Annotated in this window: 5 protein-coding genes; all 5 read left to right on the top strand. The window is 74.1% G+C overall.

All coding sequences use genetic code 11. The features are described 5' to 3' along the window. A partial coding sequence (locus ABZ641_RS30085) for a 4Fe-4S dicluster domain-containing protein (protein WP_359986822.1) occupies positions 1-973 on the top strand: 973 nt, incomplete at its 5' end. After that, positions 970-1,425 (top strand): cyclic nucleotide-binding domain-containing protein, encoded by a 456-nt coding sequence (locus tag ABZ641_RS30080; RefSeq protein ID WP_344622260.1) that lies wholly within the window; start codon positions 970-972, stop codon positions 1,423-1,425. The genes ABZ641_RS30085 and ABZ641_RS30080, both read left to right, overlap by 4 nt. Further along, positions 1,422-2,219: an FAD/NAD(P)-binding protein gene (locus ABZ641_RS30075; RefSeq protein WP_344622261.1), complete on the top strand. Its 798-nt coding sequence runs from the start codon at positions 1,422-1,424 to the stop codon at positions 2,217-2,219. The genes ABZ641_RS30080 and ABZ641_RS30075 overlap by 4 nt, the downstream gene beginning before the upstream one ends. A gap of 2 nt (positions 2,220-2,221) precedes the next feature. Further along, entirely contained in the window at positions 2,222-3,055 is an 834-nt protein-coding gene (locus tag ABZ641_RS30070) for an oxidoreductase (protein ID WP_359986819.1), read from the top strand. After that, positions 3,052-3,373, top strand: a 322-nt coding sequence (locus tag ABZ641_RS30065; RefSeq protein WP_359986816.1) for a nickel-dependent hydrogenase large subunit, incomplete at its 3' end; no start/stop codon positions are given. The genes ABZ641_RS30070 and ABZ641_RS30065, both read left to right, overlap by 4 nt.

Raw genomic sequence — 3,373 nt, 5'->3', positions numbered from 1 at the left:
CCGGCTGCGCCAGCGCACCGACCGGGCGGCCTTCGCCAAGGCGGCGGGCCCGCAGTCCTGGACGCCCCACCTCCCCCCGGCGTGGGTCCGCCTGGGGCGGGCCGCCCGGTCGGCGGGCGGACTGGCGGTGGAGTCGGACGAGCCGGTGCCGCACCGCTTCGCGTTCCTCGGGGTGCGCCCCTGCGACCTGCGGGCCATCGCCGTCCAGGACCGCGTGCTGCTCGGCGGCCGGCACCGCGATGCGGTCTACGAGGGGCGGCGGACGGGGGCGTTCCTGATCGCGGTCGAATGCACCGAGCCGGGCGGCACCTGCTTCTGCGTGTCCATGGGCACCGGCCCGGCGGCCGGCCCCGGCCACGACCTCGTCCTGACCGAGGTGGCGGACTCCGCGGGCCACCGGTTCTGGATCCGCAGCGGGAGCCCGGAGGGCGCCGAGGTCCTCGCCGAGCTGCCGCTGCGGCCCGCCGACGCACGGACCGTCGGCGCCGCACGTGAGGGGGTCTCCTCCGCGGCAGGACGGATGGGCCGCAGCATGCCGGAGGTGGACCTGCACCGGCTGATGGCCGGCACGCTGGACGCCCCGCGCTGGGACGAGGTCGCCGAGCGCTGTCTGACGTGCGGGAACTGCACGATGGTCTGCCCGACCTGCTTCTGCACCACGACCGAGGACGTCACCGACCTGACCGGCGACCACGCCGAGCGCTGGCGGGTGTGGGACTCCTGCTTCGACCTCGACCACTCGTACCTGCACGGCGGCCCGGTGCGCGCGTCCGCGCCGAGCCGCTACCGGCAGTGGCTCACCCACAAGCTCGGAACGTGGTGGGACCAGTTCGGCTCCTCCGGCTGCGTCGGGTGCGGGCGGTGCATCGTCTGGTGCCCGGTCGCCATCGACATCACCGAGGAGGCGGCGGCCCTGCACGACTGGGCCGGGCTGCGGGCCGGCTCGGACGGAGACGGGGACGGGCGGTCGTGACTCAACCGCAGCCACTGCTGGACGGCCTGTCCGACCTGCACCGGGCCCGCCTGCTCGGACTCGCCGACGACCGCGAATTCCCCGCGGACAGGCGCCTGTTCGACGAGGGCGGGGCGGCCGACCGGTTCTGGCTGCTCCGCTCCGGCGAGGTCGCCCTCGATCTGTACGTGCCCGGGCGCCGGCCGCCGGTGGTCGAGACGGTCGGCGCCGGCCAACTGCTCGGCTGGTCCTGGCTCTTCCCGCCGTACCGCTGGCACCTCGGTGCCCGCTCGCTCGGCCCGGTCCGTGCCTGGGAGTTCCCCGCAGAGCGGGTGCGGGCGCTCTGCGGGGCCGACCCGGAGTTCGGTCTCCGAGTCACCCTGCACTGCGCCGCCGTGATCGCGGAACGGCTCCAGGCCGCCCGACTGCGCCTGGTGGACCTCTACGCACCGGACGGAGGCGGTCCGCCGTGAGCACCGTACCCGTCCCGTACCGGGTGCTCTCGTCCCGGCCGGAGACCTCGGACTGCGTCTCGCTCACCCTCGCCGCGGACGGCGCGTCCCTGCCGGCCTTCTCCCCCGGGCAGTTCGCGATGGTGTACGCCTTCGGCGTCGGCGAGGTACCGATCTCCGTCAGCGCCGTCGGCGACGCGACGGTCACCTTCACCGTCCGCGCGGTCGGCGCCGTGTCGGCGGCGATCTGCCGATCCGCTCCCGGCGGCACCCTCGGCCTGCGCGGCCCGTTCGGCACCTGCTGGAACCTCGACGGGGCGGACGGCTCCGATGTCCTGGTGGTCGCCGGCGGCCTCGGACTGGCGCCGCTGCGGCCGGCCGTGCACCGGCTCCTGGGCAGGGCCGGGCGCCTCACCGTCCTGGTGGGGACACGCACCCCGGCGGACCTCCTCTTCCCCGGCGAACTCGCCCACTGGAGCGACCGGTGCCGGGTGGAGGTGACGGTGGACCGGCCGACTCCGCAGTGGCGGGGCAGCGTCGGGGTGGTGACCGCCCTGCTCGACCGGGTGGCCGTCGGGGCGGGCACCGCAACCGCCCTCGTCTGCGGGCCGGAGGTGATGATGCGACGCACCGCGGATGCGCTGCTCGCACGCGGCATGCCGCCCGAGCGCATCCAGATCTCGCTGGAGCGCAACATGCGCTGCGGAACGGGACACTGCGGCCACTGCCAGCTCGGACCGCTGCTGCTCTGCCGCGACGGCCCGGTGGTCGACTGCGCGGTCTCCCGACAACTGCTCGCGGTAAGGGAGCTGTAGACATGGACGATGCCGACCGGCCGACCCTGGCGGTGTGGAAGTTCGCCTCCTGCGACGGCTGCCAGCTGACCCTCCTCGACTGCGAGGACGAACTGCTGCCGCTCGCCGGACGGGTGAGCATCTCCCACTTCCTGGAGATGAGCAGCGCGGAGGGTACGGGCTCCCGGGGCCCGGCCGGCCTCGAAGGTGCAGGGCCGTACGACCTGTCGCTGGTCGAGGGCTCGATCACCACGGACGAGGACGCCCGGCGCATCCGGCACATCCGCGGCATCTCCCGCCGCCTGGTGACCATCGGCGCCTGCGCGACGGCCGGCGGTGTGCAGGCGCTGCGGAACTTCGCGGACGTCGCCGAGTTCCGCTCCGCCGTCTACGCCCGCCCCGAGTTCGTCGCGACCCTCGGCACCTCCACACCGATCTCGGCGCACGTCCCGGTCGACTTCGAACTGCGCGGCTGCCCGATCAACCGGCTCCAACTGCTGGAGGTGATCACCGCGTACCTGGTCGGCCGCAGACCCAACGTCCCGGCGCACAGCGTCTGCTACGAGTGCAAGATCCGCGGCACCACCTGTGTCACCGTGGCCCACGGCACGCCCTGCCTCGGCCCGGTCACCCACGCCGGGTGCGGGGCGATCTGCCCCACGTACGGGCGCGGCTGCTACGGCTGCTTCGGCCCGGTGGCCGACCCCAATCTGGAGTCGATGGTCCGCCAACTCGGCCGGGACGGCATGTCCGAGCTGGACGTCGTCCGCGTCTTCCGCACCTTCAACGCCGCGGCGCCCGAGTACGGTCCGGTGCCGGAGATCGCCGAAGGGCTCGGCGGGGAGGAACCGCAGTGAGCCACGGGTCGTCGCGGGTCCTGCGGTTGGACGCCCTGGCCAGGGTGGAGGGCGAGGGCGCCGTCCGGCTGCGCCTGAAGGGGGACGAGGTCGTCGCCGCCGAGCTGCGGCTCTACGAGCCGCCCCGCTTCTTCGAGGCCTTCCTCGTCGGCCGGGGACACACCGAGCCCCCGGACCTCACCGCCCGGATCTGCGGGATCTGCCCGGTCGCCTACCAGATGACGGCATGTCAGGCGGTCGAGGCGGCCTGTGGAATCACCGTCGACGGACCGCTCGCGCAGTTGCGCCGGCTGCTGTACTACGGCGAGTGGATCGAGA

The sequence above is a fragment of the Kitasatospora sp. NPDC007106 genome, assembly GCF_040634455.1.
Taxonomy (GTDB): Bacteria; Actinomycetota; Actinomycetes; order Streptomycetales; family Streptomycetaceae; genus Kitasatospora; species Kitasatospora arboriphila.
Note: the sequence above shows the minus strand (reverse complement) of the source record. Positions and strands in the feature narration are given on the sequence as shown.

Coding starts and splice junctions, on each gene's coding strand:
- ABZ641_RS30070 (WP_359986819.1), top strand. CDS start 2,222: ATGGACGATGCCGACCGGCCGACCCTGGCGGTGTGGAAGTTCGCCTCC.